Origin of the sequence: Bradyrhizobium canariense, assembly GCF_019402665.1 — a bacterium.
GTDB classification, from domain to species: Bacteria; Pseudomonadota; Alphaproteobacteria; order Rhizobiales; family Xanthobacteraceae; genus Bradyrhizobium; species Bradyrhizobium canariense.
This window is the reverse complement of the sequence record NZ_VSST01000056.1, coordinates 178,637-196,388: the sequence shown is the minus strand read 5'-3', so window position 1 is coordinate 196,388 and position 17,752 is coordinate 178,637. Positions and strand designations below refer to the sequence as shown.

The following is a 17,752-nucleotide window of genomic DNA, read 5'->3' as shown; positions in this document are numbered from 1 at the left end:
GATCGGCTGGATATTGCTAGATGGCGTGAGCCCTAGGCGATGACCTGCCGTTTCCAGATCGCCTCCGCAAGGGCGATATCGGCCACAGACTCTGCGCCGGAAGCCAGCGGCGTCCTCCGTTCCACGATATCGGCGACGAATGCATCGGCTTGACGCCGAAACGCCCAGCTCGTGTCGCGCCGCAATTGCGTGCGTTGTCCTTGCTGATCGAGGATGACCTCCGCCTCCTGCTCGGCAAAAGGCGGGGGCAATTCGATGGTCAGCGCGCCCCGCTCGAACGCGATGCTCAGCCCCTCGCGCCAGACGCCTTCGGATCCGTTCGCGAGTTGCAGCGCGCAGGCGACGCCGTCGAAGTCGAGCGTCACGGTCGCCGCGCCCGAGCTCTCGATGGTGCTTTCCGCGACTGTCGGTGACGATCCGAGCATGTAACGCGCGAGGTTGATGATATGGCTGAACACATTCAAAAAATTGTCGTAGCCGGGTAGCATCACGCCCGGCATCCAGTCTGGGCCGTCCTGCCAGAGCTCGAGCCCGTCCGGCCGCACTTCGCCGGTCATGACGAAATTGTCCTGCGACCGGCCAGTGCTGCCGCCGAAGCACCAGCCTCGCGCGCCGACAATGCGTCCAAGCGACTGATCCGTTCGCAGGCGCGCCAACTCGGCCAGCGCGCGCGCCACGCCGGCGTCGTGACGCTTCATGTAGCCGATGCTGTAGACGAGGTTGTGCCGCCGCGCCGCCTCGGCCAGCGCAACGGCCTGAGCCGCGGTGTAGGCCATCGGCTTTTCCGACAGCACATGGCGGCCGCTGTTCAACGCATCCAGCACGATCGGGCCGGTGGCGCGACGCTTCGTAACGACGACGACGGCCGACACCTCGCTATCCGCCAGCAATTCCCGGTGCGTGCCGTAGACCCGCGCGATGTCGAATTTCTGCGCCGCTGCGGCGGCGAGATCAGGCCGGAGATCCGCGATCGCGACAACGCGGCAGGCGGGGTTCGCGGCGAAATTGGCGAGGTGGCACATCTGGCCGACCATGCCCGTTCCGATGATGCCAATGCCCGGCCTCACTTGCTAGGACCCTCGAAGCGTTTCCGGAGAACGAGGAAATGCGCCGGCTGTCCCCAGGTGTTGATGAACGCCCGGTCTGACTGGGTGAGGGCGGTGACTGTGGACGCATCCCGTCGCCCGATCGCGTCAAAGATGCGATGGAAGCTGTCGAGGGTCGCGATGATGGCGTCGATGTCGGACGCATCGTCGGCAAGAATGTCCGTCGCCGGTATCGTCTCGCGCAGTGACGCGAGGTTCGCGATCACACGGGGCAGGCTGGCGCCGAAGGGATCGTCGATCATCGCATCGACATCGAGAACCAGTGTCTCGATCGAAGCCGAGATCGCCTCGACCGCTTCGGTCTTGCCGGCCAGATAGAGCTTCCGTCCGCCGAGAAAGCTCAGACGGCTGCGACCGAGGTGGCGCGTCGCGCGGCGCAGCTTCTCGTCGTCGGAGAGGACCTTCTTGTGCCAGTAGACGTCCAGGCTGTCGCGATAGACGGGCCACCCCGAACAGATATCGAACCCCTGCTCGTGCGCCGCCGTGCACAAGGCCCCCGCGTCGAGGAAGTAGCGGTGCCGGACGAAAGGGTTCTCGAGCACGTCCATCAGCCAGGATTCGAAGCTGCGCGTGTGCGGAATGCTGTTCCATTTCGCGTCGAACAGCAGCTTCGCCGTCTCGAGCCCGGGACGGCCCGTCAGTGCCTTGCCGGCCGCATGAATCGCCTTGAGCGCGAGCTCGAAGAAGCCGCCGTAGCGCTCGTAGTAGGAAACGACGGCGTAACCGTCCGGATTGAGCAGCCGGTGAAAGATGCCGAGCCAATTTTCAGTCGGCTGCACCGTGTAGATGAATCCTTCGGCATCGATAATGTCGAAACGACGATCGCTACGAAATCCTTCGACGTCGAACGACACGAGTTCGCGGAGACGTTGGGCTTGGCTGAAATGCGCGAAGTAAGCCTGGATTTTTGCGTGCGCATGCCGGTTCGGCTCGGCGAGCGTCATGTTCGCGCCCCAGCTCGCAAACACGAGCGCGTTCTCGCCGGAATCAGGGCCGAATTCGAGCATGTCGGCGTCGCGGAACAACCGCGGCGGCAGCACCAGCTTGTCCGAAAACAACTCGCGCCGCAGGCCGGCATAGGCTTCGAGTTCGGCGGCGGATTTGAAATTCCCGAACGTCGGTAGGACGTCCTGACGTTCGTAATAGTTGAAGAGCTTGTCCTCAGCCATGCCGCGACCCTGCGGCCGCCTCGAGACGATCGAGCTCGCTCCAGATGTCGGAGGGCGCGAAGATCGAAACGATGTGGAGCGGACGCTTCACGTTTTCACGCAGCCGGCTGCCGACCTTGTCTTCGTTCTCCTGGTTCACGGCCAGAAGACAGACGAGCGGCTCCGACTTGCCGGCGAGGTCCTCCGGCGGGCGGATCGGAATGCCGGTGCCGGGCAGGAACAAGCCCTGGCGCTCCTTCTGGTCGTCGACCGAGAGGTCGACAAGATCCGCAAATTCATGGGCATTGGTGAAGGTGCAGGCGCGGCAGCCGGCGCCGTAGATGGCAATCTCGGCGCCGTCGGCGCGGGCCTTGGCGAGGATCGGGCGAAGACGCGCGCCGTACTCCCTGGCGCGCCGACCGAATTTCTCGCCGACGCCGGACGGCGCGGCCGGCGTCGTCACGTCGCGCGTCGCGCGTCGCGCTGCAATCGCGAGGCTGCCGCCGCTGAAATTGTACTTCTTCACCGACACCGCCTCGAAGCCGTGGCGCGCCAGCAGCGACAGCAGCGTCGGCTCGGTGAAATAGCTGACGTGCTCCTCCCACAGGACGGAGAGGTCGCCCGCCGTCGAGCCGGGCGCGAAATCAGGCACATCGATGAACAGCAGCCCGTCGTCGCGTAGCGCGATTTTCACGCAGTCGAAAAAGTTCTCGAAATCGACGATGTGCTCCAGCACCTGGCGCGACACGACGAGGTCGAACTTGCCGGCCTCGGCAACCGCGTCGTGAGACAGCGCCGGGCTGATCATGTCGGCATAGACCTTGACGCCACGCTCGCGGGCGATCTTGCCGGACACCGGGTTGGGCTCGACGCCCACCAAAACCTTCGCGCCGCGTTCGCGAAGCCTGTCCATGAACAGGCCGTCGTTGCATCCGATCTCGAACACGGATTGGTGGCTCGAGAATTTGGCGATGGTGTCGAGTTCGTCGACCTGGTGCGGCTCCGGCTTCCAGCTGCTGAAATTGTAGTTGAACTGCCGATACAGAATGTCGGGATCGATCGGCTTCACGATCTGGGGCAGGCCGCACTCGCCGCAGGCGAACACCTCGAACGGATACCGTTCGTCCTGTTCGTCGCGGCTGTGCCGAAGCCGATGCGCAATCGGCATCTGTCCGAGGTCGATGACCGGGCGCAAATTGGTCGAATGGCAGAGGCGGCAATGATTAGTCATCGGTAGCAACCTCTGCTGGAATGGCTCGTGAAGTATGGCGATGGGCCAGATGCTTCGCGGCGAGCGCACCGGTCCTAGTGACATAGTCCTGCACTTCCGCGGCATCGCCGCCATCCGGAGCCCAGTCGGGAAACGCCGTGCGGGAGGGATCGAACGGACCGGCGGTGGTTTCGTGAAACACCAGCCACTCCGAGGTGATCAGGATCGAGTGAAGCACCTGCTCGGGCATCCGGTAGTAGCAGAGCGCGCCCCGACCGTACGGCGCCATCTCTAGCACGTCGCGAATGTGGCCGTCGTCCTCGAAGATCACGACCTGCGCGGTACCCTCGATCAAATGAAACGACTCAGGTTTGCCAAAATGCTTGTGAGGCCGCACATAGGCCTCGCGATGATGCACGATCAGCATCTCGTGCAGGCCGGACGAGGGATCGGGATGCATGCACAGCCGGCTGCGCAGACGCGGATTGCCTGCGGCGATGCGCTTCAGTTCCGCGATCGTGGCGTCGTCCGCCGTGACGATGGCGTCGTCCGAATAATACACTTCAAGATTTTGCGCTCGCAGCGAGGCCGGCCGGCGCAGGCCCGTTGCTTCATTCGAAGAAGATGAACCCATGGTCGCCCCGGTAGCCGCATTTGTCGTAGATCCAGGCCCAGGTTTTCGGACCATGGAAACTCAGGCAGGTGAGCTGCCAGTAGAGCAGGTTCGCCTTCTCGCGCTCGTCGCGGAACGATTCCACCATCAGATATTTCGAGGTGCCGCGTCCAACGCGCTCGATCTCCGACACGGCGCGGAAGACGTCCTCGAGCGGAAGATTGTGGAGCACGCCGAGCGACACCACGAGATCGAAGCTGTGGTCGGGGTAGGGGAGCTCGACGGCGCTGCCGACCTTCAATTGCGGTCGCACCTCTTCCTTGGCATTGGCGATGCCATAGTCGGAGATGTCGATGCCGGCGATGGTGAGGCCAGGGACGAGTTGGGTGAATTCGTAGAGCAAATAGCCCTTGCCGCAGCCGACATCGAGCACGCTCATCCCGGGCTTGATGCCGTAGCGGTCGATCAGGGTCTGGGCGAGCGGCCGCCACCGTCCGTCGTAGCTATAACCGCCATAGCCATAGCGGCGGTCGCCGTCCCAGTAGTCGCGTCCCCATTGCCGCGCGACAGTGGCAGATTCCGCCTTGTCGTGCTCGACGACCCGCTGAACGTAGTGCCGCTTGGTCGATGCGTGCATTGGCTGGAGCAGGTTGATCTCGGTCATTGTTTTCAACCGGTCCGCGGCATCGTCACAGGATGGTCGCGAATTTGTTGACGAGCAGGATGTCCTCGACGGCCTGAATGTTGTCGCGCGAGGACAGCGTGATCTCCTCGACGGCCGCGTGCAGGTCGCAGCCCTCGCTCAGCACGCGGTCATAGATCTTCCGCCGCCTTGCCTCGTCGGGCGGCAGCATGAAGATGCTGTAGAGAATCAAGCCGCGCAATCGAGGCAACTCGTCCAGGATGTCCTCGAGCACCATGTAGCTGCCGGGCATAGTGTGCTCGGCGGCGCTGAGCAGATAATGCAGGTTCTTCCGCCGCGCGTAGTCGCGGATCACGATGTTCTGGACGTGCTGCGGGGTGCGGCTGCCGTTCAGCGGCCGGGCGCCGATATAGCCGCGATGGCCGGCTCGCTCAGCCATGGAAGCCTCCCGGGAGCTTGTATTGCATGCCGACGCGGGTCGCCGGACGTAGCAGGATCGGTTCGAAGAATTCGCCGAATCGCTTGTCCGCATAGGGCGACATGATGCTCTTGAAGCGGCAGTTCATGCTCCAACGCGAGCCGGCTTCCTCGTTGACGCGATTGCCGTGCATCAGGGTCTGGTTGAACAGCATCACGTGACCGTAGGGAATCTCGATGAAGGTCGCGTGCGGCTTGATGGTCTGGTAGAGTTCCTCGGCGCTGCGCAGGCTGGCCATCCGGTCCTGCATGTCGCCGTTCAGGGATGGCGGCAGCAGATACATCGATTTGGTGCGGTGGACGTCGACCAGCGGTACCCACACCACGACCTCGAACGGCGAGTCGCCCGACCAGACGTCGGAATGGGTGGCGAGGAGCGACGAATCGTCTCCGGGCAGCTGGATGCTGAGATTGACGCGGCGCTGCATGCAGAGTTCGTTGCCGACGATGGTCTCGATCGTCGAGCGCGCCAGACGGAAATAGGTCGGCCGGAACCAGGGTTCTGCATTGAGGCCGTTGAAGACGTGCAGCCGCAGGCCGTTGAGATCATCGACGCTCACCCGCGTGTGGATGGTGTCGAGCATCGCGTAGGGGTCGTTGCCGTGTGGCAGCTTCAAAAAGTCCGCCGCGAGCTCGGCGGCGCGCCGCTGGATCCGGTCGAGCCCGGCGCGATCGTCGGCCGGCGTGGTGACGAAGCCGTCATCGATGAAACGTTGCGCCAATGCCTGCTCATCGGCCTCGAGGAAAGCCGTGTCCGTCATGCAAAGTACTCCCGGGCGGTCGCGCAAATATAGCTGATGTCCGAGGTCGAGAGGAACTGGTTGATGGGGAGCGTGAGGATCTGATCTGCCTGCCGCTCGGTCGCCGGGAACGCGCCGCGACCGTGGCCAAGATGCGCAGCCGCCTCCTGGAGGTGGATCGGTACCGGATAGTGGATCGCGGTCTCGATACCTTTGTCGGCAAGATATTTTTGGAAGCTATCGCGACGGTCCGTCTGCACGACGAAGGTGTGGAAGGTGTTGAACTCGATGTTGCGACAAAGCGGGATGAACAGGGGAAGGCCGGCGAGCTCGGCGCGGTATTGCGCGGCGTTGCGGCGCCGGCGTTCGATGACAGAGGGCAGGTGACGCAAGCGAATCCGGAGCACCTCGGCCTGGACCGTGTCGAGGCGTGACACGATGCCCCATTCCTGGACGTCACTGCGATTGATCAGGCCATGATTGCGCAGGCGGCGAATTCTCGCGGCAAGCTCGGCGTCGGCGGTGACGACGAAGCCGGCGTCGCCCGCGGCATTGAGGTTCTTCAGCGGGTGGGCGGAGAAGCAGCCGAACGTTCCGATGGTCCCGCTCATCCGCCCGTCATAGGTCGAGCCGACGGCCTGCGCGCTGTCCTCGATCACGGCGAGAGCGTGCTTGGCCGCGATCGCCATCAGCGGGTTCATGTCCGCCATGCGTCCGGTCAGGTGCACCGGCATGATCGCTTTGGTGCGCGAGGTGACGGCGGCCTCAACTGCGGCGGGATCGATATTCTGGTCCGGCAGCACGTCCGCAAACACGGGCTTGGCGCCGACGGCAATGATGGCCGCGGTCGATGCCACGAACGAATTGGGTGGGGTAATCACCTCGTCCCCGGGACCAATGTTGAGCGCCCTCAAGGACAGGATCAGCGCATCGGTGCCGGAATTCAGCGTCACCACATGCGGCGAGCCGATATAAGTGGTGAGCTCCTCTTCGAACTTGGCAATGGCCGCGCCGCCGATGAAATCGCCGCGCCGGAATACGCCCTCGACCGCCTGCATGATCTCAACGCGCTCTTCCTCGAATTGGGCGGGAAGATTGACGTAACCGATGCGCCGGCGGCCGGTGTCAGCGTCCATGGCAGAACGCCCGAACGATCTCGATGACGCGGTCCTGCTGCGCCCGTGTCAGATGCTGGTCGACGGGGAAGCTGATGACTTCCCGGGCATGGCGGTCGGAGACCGGGAAGGTGCCTGGCGCGTAGCCGAGGTGTTTGAGGCCTTCCTGCTGATACAGCGGGATGGGATAGTGGATCTTCGCTTCGATGCCGTTGTCCAGGCAGTGTTTGTAGAGCTCGTCGCGGCGCTCGGCGAACACCATGTAGAGATGGTAGACGTGCTTCACGTTAGGCCGGCGCGGCGGAATGCGCAGGCCGGGCAGGCACGCGAGGCCTGCATCGTAATAGGCCGCGTTCTCGATTCGACGGCGCGTGATCTCGCTGGTCTGGCCGATCAGCCAGTTGCCGACGACCGCCTGGAGGGAATCGAGCCGCGAATTGCAGCCGAGAATCGCGATTTCGTCGCGATTCTTCATGCCGTGGTTGCGGATCAGGCGAAGCCGCTCGTTCATCCCGTCGTCGTTGGTGACGACGACGCCGGCATCGCCCCAGACGTTGAGGTTCTTCAGCGGATGCAGGGAGAAGCCGGCCGCGATACCGTGGGTGCCGGACCGCTTTCCCGCGAATTCCGACAGGATGCCCTGGCAGGAATCCTCGACCACGGGGATGTTGTGACGCTGGGCGATCGCCATCAGCCTGCCCATGTCGGTGACCTCGCCGGTCAATTGAACCGGCATGATCGCCTTGGTTTTCTCCGTGATCGCGGCTTCGACGTAGTCGACGTTCATGCAGAAGGAGTCGTCGCAGTCGACCAGCACCGGGGTCGCGCCGGTCTCGGCGATGGCGCCGACGGTGGCGATGAAGGTGTTGGCGGCCGTGATGACCTCGTCCCCATGGCCGATGCCGAGCGCCTTGAGCGGCAGCTTGAGCGCATCGGTGCCCGATCCGACGCCGATGGCGTGACGCACGCCGATCAGCTCGGCAAAGCGCCGTTCGAATTCCGCGACCGGCTTGCCCAGAGTGAAGTCACCCGTCGCCACCAGTCGGCCGATCTCGGCCAGGATCGGTGCTGGGTCGGAGAATTGCTCGAGCAGATAGGAATATCGAACGTCGTGCATGGGACCCGTCAGGTGGAATGAAGTTGCGGAGAGGAGGTGTATGAGGCGGGAAGCGCGCGCGCGATCGAGGTCGCAATGGCGTCGGCGGAAAGTCCGTGCTTCTTCAGCAGCGAGTCCTGCGATCCGTAATTGTGCATGAACCGGTCCGGCAACGACAACCGCAGCATCGCGGGCAGGCCAGAGCCGAGCTTGTCGATCAGCGTCTCCGCGACCGCGCTGCCCAGGCCGCCCGAGGGCACGTGCTCCTCCAGCGTCGCCACTAGCCTGATACCCCGGATCGCTTGCAGCAGCGCCTTGGTGTCGAGCGGCTTGACCGTGTGCATGTGCAGGATGCCGGCGCGAATGCCTTGCGCGGCCAGCAGGTCGGCCGCAGCGAGTGCCCGCTGGAGCATGATGCCTGTCGTGATCATGACGACGTCGCCTGGCGGCCGCATCAGGATGGCCTTGCCGATCTCGAAGCCGTGCTCGGCCTTTGAGACTACGGCGTCGCCACCTTTGCCGAGCCGGATGTAGATCGGCCCGGTCCAGTCGAGCGTTTGCCCCATCAGCCGCGCCGCTTCGTCGGCGTCGCACGGGCAGACCACCGTCATGTTCGGCAGCGCCCGCATGATGGCGATATCCTCGATCGCCTGGTGGGTGGGGCCGAGCGGGGCGTAGACGAGCCCGCCGCCATTGGCGATCAACCGCACCGGCAGATTGTGCAGGCACAGATCGACCGCGACCTGCTCGTAGCAGCGGCGGGTCAGAAACGTGGCGATGGTGTTGACGTAGGGCACGAAGCCTTCCATCGCGAGACCTGCCGACATGCCGATGATGTGCGCTTCCGAAATGCCTTCGATCAGGTGGCGCTTGGGAAACTCCTTGCTCATCGCGCGCAAGGTACCTGCGCCGGGATCGGAGCCGATGTAGAGCACACGCTCGTCGCGCGCGGCGAGCTTGTGGACCATGTTCATCGCGGTGTTGCGCATGAGAAGCCGATCAAAAATCCCCGACGGCGACGCGGATGGCGTCGAGCTCGCTGTCGGTGAGCTTGTTCTTGTGATGCCAATCCGCGTTGGATTCCGCGGCCGGCAGACCCTTGCCCTTGACGGTATGGCAGATGATCGCTGTGGGTTTTCCCGGAACGGCCGGGACCTGCTTCAGGACAGTGCGCAGGGCGCCGACGTCGTGGCCGTTGAGCTCCTGCACGGCAAAGCCGAAGCTGCGCCATTTGTCCGCGAGCGGCTCCAGCGGCAGGACGTAATCGGTGGGCCCGTAGCTCTGCAGCTTGTTGTAGTCGATCAGCGCGACAAGATTGTCGAGCCCGTGCTTGGCCGCGCCCATGGCAGCTTCCCACACCGATCCCTCGTTGATCTCGCCGTCGCCGAGAAGGACGAAGGTACGGTAGGTCCGCTCGCGCATGCGCGCGGCGAGCGCCAGGCCGACACCGATCGACAGTCCGTGTCCGAGCGCGCCGGTCGAGGCCTCGACCCCCGGCACCATTCCGTATTCGGGATGTCCGCCCAAAATGCTGTCGGGGCCGCAGAAACCGTCCAGCTCCGACAGCGGAAAGAATCCGCGATCGGCCAAGAGCGCATAGAGTGCCAGACACCCGTGTCCCTTGCTGAGGATCGCGCGGTCGCGGGTCGGATCGCGCGGATTGCTCGGATCGATCCGCAGCACGTCGTCGTAGAGCACGCGGACCATCTCGATCAGCGACAATGCCGGACCGACATGTCCGCGTCCCGCAGAGCGGACAGAACCGAGCACCAGGCGGCGCAGATAGAGGCTGCGCTCATCCAGCGTGCAGGCGAGGGCGGTTTCAGCGTGGGGTGAGATCCGGGTCACTTCGGTAAATCGGTTGGGCGAATCGTCTGGTGAAGTCGGCGGGCTTTGTCGAGCTGACCGGCGAGGCGGATCCTAACATCGCCACCTTGCGCAGGCATTGCGCGCCGGGAGCGGCTGTCCGGCAAATACGCGTTCAGGACAATCAGGCACCAGATTCCCTTGAACACAGGATATAGTACGTCAAGGCGGATCGCAAACGCGTCATCGCTCGCCTCGAAGGCGCGCGACAGCCGTTCGATCAAGCGATTCGCGCTCGCTTCCGGCAGGTCGCTGCCGGGGTGAATGGCGGTGTCGGACACGAGCTTGACCGGATCGTCCCAGCCAAAATATTCGAGGTCGATGAATCGCAAGCGCCCGTCTTCGGCGCGCAGCGCGTTGTGCAGTCCGAAGTCGGACGGACTCAGCGCGCGATGGGTGGGCGCAAGGTCCACCGAGGGACCCCGGCCCAGTTCCGCGTAGCGCCGGCGGAGCTGCCGAATCGCGACGGCAGTGCTGGGAACGAGGCTGCCTTCGATAAACGTGCGCAGGTCCGGATGATCATCCAATGCCCGCCTCAATGCGTCCAGGCGCTGCTCGTACTGGGCGATGGCCGCTTCTGGCGAAAAGATGCTGGCTGAGGCGTTGCGCAAATGCTGCGCGCCTTCGGCGTCGCGCAGCTTCTGCAGCCCGATGAGGAAATCGGCGAGTTGATCGGCATCGTCGCCCTGGGGGCGCAGCACCGCAGGTTCGCCGTCGAACCATTGGTACAGCGCGCAGAACGCATCCGCGTCCTTCGCGACCGGCCGTGGTGTCGACGTGATGCCGTGGCGCGCCAGGAACGAGAGTGCATCATACTCCTGTCCCAGGCGATCGCGTCCGTCGGACCGATAATGCTTGAGGGCGAGGGGCGGTCCCTCCGCCATCTCCAGCCGAAAAACCCTGTTGTTGCCGCCGGACCGTGCCGGCTGGGCGTCTGCGACACGCGCACCGGCCAGGCGGCTGCCGATTGCCATCGCATCCGGCGCGGTGATGTCGCTCTCGCTCATGCTGCAAACACCTCGCGGCGGATATCGGCCCATGTCGCGATCGGCTTGCAGTGTTCGGGGTGAGGAGGCTCCGACCGCGTGAACAGGATCGATCGCGTGGTTTTCGGAAAATGCGGTTGCTCGAAGACGTCGACCAGATCGTCGATGAAGACGTCCAGCTTCAGGCTCGCGAGCCTCTCGACCTTGGCGGCCAGTGTGTGCTCGAAATAGACGTCGTCGACGGCCAGCGCCGCATCCGCAGCGTCGATCAGGCCGGCTCCCCGCAGCCAGCCGCGCGCCGCGTCGCGCAGGTCGGTGCGGTCGGGGTCCTGATGACCGAATCGGGTCTTGTGGCTGACGATGCAGACCTTCGAGCCGGCCCGCTTGCACGCCACCAGGAATTCCCGCACGCCCGGATAGATTTCGGCGCCGCCAATTCCCTTGCCGTAGACGAAGCCTTGCAGTCCTTGCCAGGCGAGCTCGCCGCCCGCGCTGGACCGGAGATGATCCCGTAGGTCGGTCTTCAGCCCCTCCCACCCTTCCGGCACCAGCCCACGCTGAAGTGCGACGGCGGCAAAGACCTTGTCGTAGCAGATGATCGTGTTGTCGAAATCGATGCCGATCCGCACGCCGCTCACTTCAGGCTGATGTTCTGCATCATCTTGATGTTGAAGTACCGGGGGTCGTTAAGCGAGTTCGGCAGGTGGCCCGCCTTGAAAGCGTCAACGAGGCCGGACACGGCCTGCTCGATCGTATGGGACGGCGCAAAGCCGAGCTCGCGCCGGATCTTCTCCGAAGAAACGTGGTAGGAGCGGAGATCGTCGGTCGGCTCGACGACGACATCGACATTGCTGCCGACCACCGACTTGACGATGTCGGCGATCTTCATCAGCGAGTGGTTCTCGTAGCCGATATTGTACGTCTTGCCGTCGATCTTTGCGTCATCCAGCTGGAGCAGGAACAGATAAGCGGCTGACATGTCCTGGATGTGCAAATTGGGCCGGCGCTGCGTTCCGCCGAACACGCGGATGCGGCCGGTGTTAACCGCGAGATTAGTCAGGATGTTGACGACGACGTCGAGCCGCTGTCGCGGTGCGTAGCCGCAGACGGTGGCGGGGCGAACCGTGCAGGCGACGAACCCGGACGCGGCCTCGTCGGCTAGGTCGGTCTCGCACATCGCCTTGAACTTCGAGTAGTCCGTGAGCGGCTCGCAGGACAGGTCCTCGGTCACCTCGGCTTCGTCCTTGATTCCGTAGACGCTGGACGAGGAGGCATAGATGAAGCGCTTGATGCCAGCCTTCTTGGCGGCGCGCACCATCGGCCGGAAGCAGTCGTAGTTGATGGACTTGCCGAGCCCCGGGTCCAGCTCGAACGACGGGTCGTTGGAGATGCAGGCGAGGTGGATTACGGCGTTGTTGCCGCGCAGGGCCTCGTTGATCGCGGCTTCGTCACGGATGTCACCCTTGATCAGGCGCAAATTGGGATTGTCGCGGACGGCATCGAACACGTCCTCGCCATACATGAACAGGTCGAGCACGGTGACCTTGTGGCCCGCAGCGAGCAACTGGGGAACCAGCACGCTACCGACATAGCCGGCACCACCGGTGACCATCACATTCCATTTTCGACCAATCACTGTCGTTCTCCAGTATCTGCCGTCGCGCTACTTCAACAGCGCGGTGACGAACTTGACCAGCGGCACCTTTTCGACCGAGCTGCGGTGGCCGACGATCCCGACCTTGATCGCGCCGGCTGCGTTCCCGATGAAGGCGACGTCCTCGATATTGCCGCCGGCGGCAACCAGCGGCGCGGTGATCGTTAGGAAGGCGTCGCCCGCGCCGACGGTATCGACGACGGTCTTGGTGAAGGCGGGGACGCGCGTGACGCCGGTTTTCGACGAGAAGGGGTAGCAGCCGAAGGAGCCGTGCGTGATGATCATGTTGTCGCAGTCGATCTTGCCGTGCAAGCCGGCCTCGATCACGGACGCGATGTCGCTGAACTTGTCGCTTGCAGCCAGACGCGCCTCCGGCGCGTCGATGCAGATGTAGTCGGCCCGCGGATACCTCGTGATCAGGTTGTAGCCGTGATTGCCGCTGTTGCTCTGGGCATTGACCGCCAGGAATCTGGAGTTGGCGATCAGGGTGTCGATCGTGCTCGACGCGATCATGCCGTGACCGAAATCGGTGGCGATCACCACGTCCGCGCCACGGACGCGCTCCGTCGTGATACGGTCGATCTCCTTCCGATCGGCCTCGTCGAGCGGCGTGTCGTCCATGGTGTAGACTTCGAAGAGCTTGTGCAGATATCCGAGCTCGACGTACCGCGATTTGCGGGTCGTCGGACGGCCCTGAAGGCGGATCGGCGTCAACGTGACGTTCGGGCGGACATGCGCCCGAATGAACTCCTCAGGGTAGTCGTTGCCACCAAGCGTCGTGACGACCTCCACCGACTTGCAGAAGCTCGCGACATGGTTCGCCGCGGCAATGACGCCGCCCGCAAATTGCTCGCCGCTCTTGAACAGCGTGGCGACGATGTTTTCCTTCGAGGCCTTTCCGAGCGCCGTGACGTACTGGTATTCGTCGATGATGGTGTCGCCGACCAGCACGACGTGCATGTCCTGCACCTTGTCGATCAGCTTCAGCAGGCGATCGGCGCCGCCACCTTCACGGACTTTTTGCAGGTAGTCGCGGAGGGGAGGATCGTAGATGTCGAAATACCGGTTCACCAGCGACGAGGAGCTGAATGTCACGTCGCGCGTGAACACGATGCGCCCGCCGTGACGCTCGACGGCGTCGCGCTCGGTCCGGATCTTGCCGGTTACGTCGTCTTCGGGGTTTTCATAGTCAGACCCCTTCACATAGATGTCCGGCCGCACCGTATCCAGGATCGGCTCGGCGCTGGAAGTGTGATTGATGCCGACCCAATCGACGGTCGCGAGCGAGGCCAGCATCTCGGCCCGCATGTTTTCGGGGAAGATCGGCCGACCGGGTCCCTTGTTGACGTAACGGTCGGCGGTGATCGTGACCATGACGACGTCGCCGTCGTTGCGCGCCGCCTGGATGTGTCTGATATGGCCGAGATGCACGAGGTCGAAGACGCCATGGCAGAGTGCAACCTTCCGGCCCCGCGCTTGCGCGGAGCGCGCGATCTCGCCCAGTTCCTCGATTGTCCTGATCTTTTCGTGCTCCGCCAGTTGGTCGTTCAACGCGGGATTGTCGGTCGGAATATAGCCCATGTGAATTACCTAAAGCGCCGGCCGGCCTCAGCCGGGCGGCCCGGAATTGATCGATTCGCGGCAACGATACCCGGCGAACCTGTTCACTGGCTTGCCTTCTGCGGCGCGCCGGATGGCGCGTCGTTGTTGTCTGCGAGATATTTGAACCAGTCCTTCGTGGCGTCCGCGATCTTGTCCACTGTCCACAGGGGAGCGTCCTTGTACTGATCCATCGAATTCAGCATCGTCGCGACCCCGTCCTCAAATCTTACCTTCGGCGTCCATTTCAGGATCCGCTTGATCTTGGTGATGTCGGCATAGGTGCAATCGGGCTCGCCGGGACGCTTGGGAATGTGGACCTTGTCGCCGCCGAGAAGCTCAACCAGCCGGTTGACACTGTAGGTGTTGTCGGAGCCGACGTTGAAAATCTCGTTCGAGACCTCGGAGCGCGCGGCGGTCACGAAAGCATCGGCGACATCGCTGACGAAGGTGAAGTCGCGGGTCTGTTCGCCATCGCCGACCACCGTGAAGGGCTTGCCGGCGAGCTTCTGCGCCATGAACACGCCGAACACGGCGCCGTAGGTGCCCGTGGTGCGATGGCGCGGCCCGTACACGTTGAACAGGCGCAGCGCGACCGCGGGCAGCTTGTAGACCTGGCACCAGTGCATGACGCACTGCTCGCCGAGATTCTTGGTGAGGGCATAAGGATACATCGGTCGGATCTCAGCGCTCTCCGGCGTCGGATAGACATCGGGAATTCCGTAGCAGGAGGACGACGCAGCATAAACGAAGCGGCTGACGCCGGCCTGCCGGGCAGCCTCGAGAACGTTGATCGTGCCGTCGACATTGGCGCGGTGATACGGGATCGGGGACTCGATCGAGGGGACGATGTCGGCCAGCGCGGCGAGATGAAACACCCAGTCGATGCCGTCGAAATGCGGCTTGATCGATTCGAGTTCGGTGACGTCGGCCCGCACGATCTTCAGTCGACCAGAATCGACACGCGAGGCCAGATTTTCGGGGCGTCCGATCACGAAATTGTCGAGCGCGACGACCTCATGGTCGTCGTCGAGGAGGCGGTCGACGAGGTGACTGCCGATGAAGCCCGCGCCACCGGTAACGATGCATTTCATAGGAACATCCGTGATGCGAATGCCCAGCGAAACAGGCCCGCCAATGTTGAGTGAAGGTGGAAACCGAATCGGCTGTTGGTCGACTTCGATGGTAATATAGCTTTGCAATCGCTGGTGATAGCCGGTATCAGGGGCGCCATGTTGCCGTCGAGCTGCCAACCCATGCCTGTGGAGCCCATCAATCCCGATCACAAGGCCTTCCTCGACGATTATGTGGGGCGCCTCCATCGCGCGACGGCGGTTGACGACGGGGTTTTCGCCAGGATTTCCGCCACCCGCACGGCTTGGTTGCGCGCGCGCGAGCAGGGCGGCCGAGTCATCTTCATCGGCAATGGAGGCTCGGCCGGCATCGCCTCCCATCTCGCGATCGATCTGGCGAAGAACGCATCGGTGCCCGCACTCTGCTTCAGCGATGCCAGCATGATGTCGTGTCTTGCCAATGATTACGGTTTCGAGCACTGGCTTGCGCATGCTGTGCGGCTGAGCGCCCGCGCCTGCGATTGCCTCGTCGCGATCAGCTCGTCGGGACGCTCGAAGAATATTCTCAATGCGGTCGCGCAGGCGCGGGCGATGAAGCTCGATGTGATCACGCTGTCGGGCATGAACGCCGAGAATCCGCTGCGCAATCTCGGCGACGTCAATTATTACGTCGACAGCCGCAGCTACAACATCGTCGAGACCACGCATCAGTTCTGGATGATGGCCGCGATCGACCTCATCATCGGTGGCGCGGAATATCCGGCGTCCTGAGGCGGTGCCGTCGATCTGATCACCACGGGGTGAGATTGCCTCACCCGCTCGCATGTCTCCGTTTTACGGTCCTACGATGAAAAACCTGTTTTACGTCCGCCATACCTGCCGCCTCTGTCATTCGGACAAGCAAGAGCTTGTCGTCCCGATGGCGGGCATGCCCATCGGCACCCCGAACTTCCAGGTGCCGGATGCAAGCGCCGACGATTCTGTCTTTCGGGCCGCGGTGCCGATGGCGCTGCACCTGTGCGCAGACTGCGGCCACCTGCAGATTCTCCACGTCGGCAATCCGGAGATCCAGTACCGCAACTACGTCTATACCACCTCGCTCTCGCTTGGCCTGCGGGAGCACTTCGCAGGCTATGCCAACGACGTCGTCAGCCGGTTCGCCGTCGCGCCGGGCTCGCTGGTCGTCGAGCTCGGCAGCAACGACGGATCGCTGCTCGGTTTCTTCAGGGAGCGCGGCATGCGGGTGCTGGGTGTCGATCCCGCCGTCGACATCGCGCGGCGTGCGACGGAAGCAGGAATCGAGACCATCGGCGATTTCTTCACCGATGCCATCGGTCGCCGCATCCTGCAAAGCCACGGCGCGGCCAGCGTCGTGATCGCCAACAACATGATCGCAAATGTCGACAATCTCGACCCGCTGGTGATCGGGGTTCGCGACGTGCTTGCGCCGGACGGGCTGTTCGTTTTCGAAACGCAGTATGGCCTCGACGTCACCGAGAAGAACCTTCTCGACACCGTCTATCACGAGCATCTGTCGTATTTTAACATCAAGCCGCTGACGCGCTTCTTCGCGCGGCTCGGCATGGAAGTGATCGACGTCCAGCACATCGAGACCAAGGGCGGCTCGATCCGGGTGACGGTGCAGCGTGCCGGCGGCGCGAAGAAGCCGTCCGCTGAGGTCGCGCGCTTCATCGCCGAGGAAGATCGGCTCGGCGTCGACCAGCCGGGCTACTATGTGCCCTATGCGAAGAGGATCGCCGCCATCCGCGACGAGTTGGTCGCGATGGCCGATGCCGCCCATGCGCGCGGTCAACTCGTGGCCGGCTACGGCGTCTCGGTCGGGACCACGACCCTGCTGCCGCAGTTCGGCCTGGAGAACAAGATCGACTTCCTGGTGGACGACGATCCCAAGAAGGCGAACGTGATGGCCGGCCCGGGATACGACATCCCCATCCTGCCGCCCGCCGCCCTTTACGAGCGCAAGCCAGCGTTCGTCGTCGTCTTCGCCTGGCGCTACGTGGACCCGATCCGGGCCAAGCATGCCGGCTATTTCGCCGAGGGCGGAAAGTTCGTTGTGCCGTTGCCGGGCATTTCGACGATCGACCGGGCCGACTGACCTTGAGGAGGCGCTAATGGGGCGGCAGATGACGGGCCCGGTGGTCTCGTCCTGCCAGGAACCGGCTGCGCCCCTTGGGACGGCGGATTGCAGGCGGCAGATAAGCCCTTGATTGGCCTGATCTCTGGTCGGTCGCCTGTGGAGGTCGTTTTGCTCGCGCCAGCCCTCCCTGTCTTGACCTTTGGCCCCATCCGCAGTAGATACCGCGCACTCGCAGCCGGCCCGTTAGACGCGGATCTCCGGCGCGGCTTTGAAATCCCCGAACAATCGAGCCCGGATTCCGGCTCATCCTTCGAGACAGAGGGCTGGG

The 17,752-nt window shown here is 63.5% G+C and carries 18 protein-coding genes; 2 read left to right on the top strand and 16 right to left on the bottom strand.

The genetic code is table 11. The annotated features are described in order from the left end of the window. Positions 1 to 32 precede the first annotated feature (32 nt). The 16 genes from FXB41_RS28715 to FXB41_RS28640 all read right to left on the bottom strand — a co-directional run bounded on the left by FXB41_RS28715 (position 33) and on the right by FXB41_RS28640 (position 15,347). The gene (locus FXB41_RS28715) at positions 33 to 1,067 is read right to left on the bottom strand and encodes a Gfo/Idh/MocA family protein (RefSeq protein ID WP_219684105.1); all 1,035 of its coding nucleotides are present in this window, start codon (positions 1,065 to 1,067) and stop codon (positions 33 to 35) included. Further along, positions 1,064 to 2,275, bottom strand: a complete 1,212-nt coding sequence (locus FXB41_RS28710; RefSeq protein ID WP_007602944.1) for a class I SAM-dependent methyltransferase — start codon at positions 2,273 to 2,275, stop codon at positions 1,064 to 1,066. The genes FXB41_RS28715 and FXB41_RS28710 overlap by 4 nt, the downstream gene beginning before the upstream one ends. Beyond that, on the bottom strand, positions 2,268 to 3,485 hold the full coding sequence (locus tag FXB41_RS28705; RefSeq protein WP_219684103.1) for a class I SAM-dependent methyltransferase: 1,218 nt from the start codon (positions 3,483 to 3,485) through the stop codon (positions 2,268 to 2,270). Before FXB41_RS28705 ends, FXB41_RS28710 begins: the two co-directional genes overlap by 8 nt. Then, positions 3,478 to 4,098, bottom strand: coding sequence for a WbuC family cupin fold metalloprotein (locus tag FXB41_RS28700; RefSeq protein WP_007602946.1), 621 nt, complete (start codon positions 4,096 to 4,098; stop codon positions 3,478 to 3,480). The genes FXB41_RS28705 and FXB41_RS28700 overlap by 8 nt, the downstream gene beginning before the upstream one ends. After that, the gene (locus FXB41_RS28695) at positions 4,076 to 4,741 is read right to left on the bottom strand and encodes a class I SAM-dependent methyltransferase (RefSeq protein WP_007602947.1); all 666 of its coding nucleotides are present in this window, start codon (positions 4,739 to 4,741) and stop codon (positions 4,076 to 4,078) included. Before FXB41_RS28695 ends, FXB41_RS28700 begins: the two co-directional genes overlap by 23 nt. Before the next feature lie 25 nt (positions 4,742 to 4,766). Beyond that, a complete protein-coding gene (locus FXB41_RS28690; protein WP_007602948.1) occupies positions 4,767 to 5,159 on the bottom strand; it encodes an LIC12192 family sporadic carbohydrate cluster protein in 393 nt (130 codons plus the stop codon). Then, a complete protein-coding gene (locus tag FXB41_RS28685) occupies positions 5,152 to 5,958 on the bottom strand; it encodes a sporadic carbohydrate cluster 2OG-Fe(II) oxygenase (protein WP_007602949.1) in 807 nt (268 codons plus the stop codon). Before FXB41_RS28685 ends, FXB41_RS28690 begins: the two co-directional genes overlap by 8 nt. Continuing rightward, a complete protein-coding gene (locus FXB41_RS28680) occupies positions 5,955 to 7,073 on the bottom strand; it encodes a DegT/DnrJ/EryC1/StrS family aminotransferase (RefSeq protein ID WP_219684102.1) in 1,119 nt (372 codons plus the stop codon). The genes FXB41_RS28685 and FXB41_RS28680 overlap by 4 nt, the downstream gene beginning before the upstream one ends. Continuing rightward, on the bottom strand, positions 7,063 to 8,169 hold the full coding sequence (locus tag FXB41_RS28675) for a DegT/DnrJ/EryC1/StrS family aminotransferase (RefSeq protein ID WP_007602951.1): 1,107 nt from the start codon (positions 8,167 to 8,169) through the stop codon (positions 7,063 to 7,065). Before FXB41_RS28675 ends, FXB41_RS28680 begins: the two co-directional genes overlap by 11 nt. An 8-nt stretch (positions 8,170 to 8,177) precedes the next feature. Continuing rightward, positions 8,178 to 9,137 (bottom strand): transketolase family protein, encoded by a 960-nt coding sequence (locus tag FXB41_RS28670; RefSeq protein ID WP_007602952.1) that lies wholly within the window; start codon positions 9,135 to 9,137, stop codon positions 8,178 to 8,180. Between the two features lie 10 nt (positions 9,138 to 9,147). After that, positions 9,148 to 9,996 carry a transketolase gene (locus FXB41_RS28665; protein ID WP_007602953.1) on the bottom strand — a complete coding sequence of 283 codons (849 nt, stop codon included), beginning with the start codon at positions 9,994 to 9,996 and terminating at the stop codon, positions 9,148 to 9,150. After that, entirely contained in the window at positions 9,993 to 11,021 is a 1,029-nt protein-coding gene (locus tag FXB41_RS28660) for an aminoglycoside phosphotransferase family protein (RefSeq protein WP_219684100.1), read from the bottom strand. Before FXB41_RS28660 ends, FXB41_RS28665 begins: the two co-directional genes overlap by 4 nt. Next, positions 11,018 to 11,629: an HAD family hydrolase gene (locus FXB41_RS28655; protein ID WP_245286052.1), complete on the bottom strand. Its 612-nt coding sequence runs from the start codon at positions 11,627 to 11,629 to the stop codon at positions 11,018 to 11,020. Before FXB41_RS28655 ends, FXB41_RS28660 begins: the two co-directional genes overlap by 4 nt. Before the next feature lie 5 nt (positions 11,630 to 11,634). Then, positions 11,635 to 12,636, bottom strand: a complete 1,002-nt coding sequence (locus tag FXB41_RS28650; RefSeq protein ID WP_007602964.1) for an NAD-dependent epimerase/dehydratase family protein — start codon at positions 12,634 to 12,636, stop codon at positions 11,635 to 11,637. A 27-nt stretch (positions 12,637 to 12,663) separates the two neighbouring features. Then, entirely contained in the window at positions 12,664 to 14,235 is a 1,572-nt protein-coding gene (locus FXB41_RS28645; protein ID WP_007602965.1) for a PfkB family carbohydrate kinase, read from the bottom strand. A gap of 83 nt (positions 14,236 to 14,318) precedes the next feature. Beyond that, positions 14,319 to 15,347, bottom strand: a complete 1,029-nt coding sequence (locus FXB41_RS28640; RefSeq protein ID WP_007602976.1) for an SDR family oxidoreductase — start codon at positions 15,345 to 15,347, stop codon at positions 14,319 to 14,321. A gap of 162 nt (positions 15,348 to 15,509) precedes the next feature. On the opposite strand from FXB41_RS28640, the gene FXB41_RS28635 reads away from it, so the two are divergent. Both FXB41_RS28635 and FXB41_RS28630 read left to right on the top strand, forming a co-directional pair. Continuing rightward, positions 15,510 to 16,097: an SIS domain-containing protein gene (locus tag FXB41_RS28635; RefSeq protein ID WP_007602979.1), complete on the top strand. Its 588-nt coding sequence runs from the start codon at positions 15,510 to 15,512 to the stop codon at positions 16,095 to 16,097. A gap of 52 nt (positions 16,098 to 16,149) precedes the next feature. Continuing rightward, on the top strand, positions 16,150 to 17,442 hold the full coding sequence (locus FXB41_RS28630) for a methyltransferase domain-containing protein (protein ID WP_311985920.1): 1,293 nt from the start codon (positions 16,150 to 16,152) through the stop codon (positions 17,440 to 17,442). Positions 17,443 to 17,752 lie beyond the last annotated feature (310 nt).